Annotated in this window: 1 protein-coding gene; it reads left to right on the forward strand. The window is 39.9% G+C overall.

Annotated features, from left to right (window positions below; genetic code table 11):
* Positions 1-143: 143 nt before the first annotated feature.
* Positions 144-1,616 (forward strand): ISNCY family transposase, encoded by a 1,473-nt coding sequence (locus NE671_RS15635; protein ID WP_055200932.1) that lies wholly within the window; start codon positions 144-146, stop codon positions 1,614-1,616.
* Positions 1,617-1,768 lie beyond the last annotated feature (152 nt).

The following is a 1,768-nucleotide window of genomic DNA, read 5'->3' on the forward strand; positions in this document are numbered from 1 at the left end:
TAGGCGTTTGCGAAACGCCACAAGCCGCATAAATACGGCATTTTTTGTTACCTATAAACAAATAACTCCTCACCGGATATGGTATAATAGAGTTGACTAAAAACTATAAACCTACATCCAAGAAAGGAGTTATTCTGATACTTATGATACCATATAAACAGCTTTCTTTGGCAGATATTTTTTCAGATTGCCATGAAAAATTTGAAAATGACAAACCTGCTTTTCTTTCTCTATTAGAAACCCATATCGATATTGATGAGTTAATTCCGATTTCTTTTAGAAATCATTTCTATGCATCGACGGGCAGAACCCGTAAATACCCTTTGCAAGCTTTTCTGTGGGCTTTGATTATTCAACGTATTTTCTCTATCCCTACGGATCAGCTTCTCCTGACTTTTCTCGCTTACTCAAAATCACTTCGGGAATTCTGTGGTTTTACTAAAGTCCCAGACGCTTCCAAAATCACCCGATTCAAACAGGATTTTTTAGATGACCTCCAGCTTGTTTTCGATAACCTTGTTGATGTTACCGAGCCTATTTGTCAGGCGATTGACTCTGCAAAAGCGGATATGACCATCTTTGATTCTTCCGGCATAGAAGCATTTGTTACCGAAAATAATCCCAAGTATGCTAACAGGATCATCAAACAGCTTAAGGCATACGCGAAAGCTCAGGGCTTTGATAAATCCTATGATCCTTATAAAGCTGCCTATGGTTCCATGCCTTCTCATGCTTCTGCTAATCCTGAGATTAAGCAGCTCTATATCAATGGGCATTTTTGCTATGTCTTCAAGTTCGGCATTGTCACTAACGGATTGGGCATCATCCGCCACATATCTTTTTATAACAAAAACTTTATGGCTTCACATCCTGATATCGTTGTCGAAAAGAAATCCGATTCCCCTGACGAAGATAAATGTGTTCATGATTCAAAGCTTTTAATCCCCACACTTAAGGACTTCTTTTCCAAGCATCCTTTGATTAATCCAAAAACCTTCCTGGGTGATGCTGCTTTCGATACCGCACAACTCTATAAGAGCCTTCTTACCGGTGACACTTTTGGTAATGACAAACATTTCTCGAAAGCTTATATTCCGCTGAATGCAAGATCCGGACTTGAAAATCTGGATTATTCCATCAATGAAGATGGTATTCCGTGTTGTCCCCATGATCCTTCTTTACAAATGAAGTACGAAGGCACTTCCAAACTTCACAGTGGAGTAACAAGATATAAATTTGTCTGTCCAAGAATGAAATGGATTTATGATAAATCAACTCAAAAATCCCATCGTCATTGTTTCTGTGACAACCCTTGTACTTCTTCTAAATGTGGGCGGATGGTCTACATCTACCCGGAAAAGGATCTTCGTGCTTATCCCGGAACGATCCGCGGCACCGAAAAATGGGATGATACCTATAAAATCAGGACTGTTGTCGAAAGAGATATCAACCACATCAAAGACAATCTCTGTCTTGCAGGACGCCGAACCCAAAATGAGAGGACTCTGCATGCTGATCTGATTCTTGCCGGGATCACACAACTTATTACTGTTGTTCTCGCAGATAAGATCAATCACCACGAATATATTCGAAGCATAAAACCACTCATAGCTTAGGACTTACCACTTTCATAAAGTCCATAGCTTATTAAAGTGCGCCTAACATGTGCGATTATCCATTTTTCATTCCACAAGTCGTGCTCTTCGCGAATTCTTCCTTGTTTTGGTTCAAGGTTACGAACGAGCACCGCGAGTTTCGCAATTACCTA

It is taken from the genome of Blautia sp. DFI.9.10 (genome assembly GCF_024461705.1).
GTDB classification, from domain to species: domain Bacteria; phylum Bacillota; class Clostridia; order Lachnospirales; family Lachnospiraceae; genus Blautia_A; species Blautia_A fusiformis.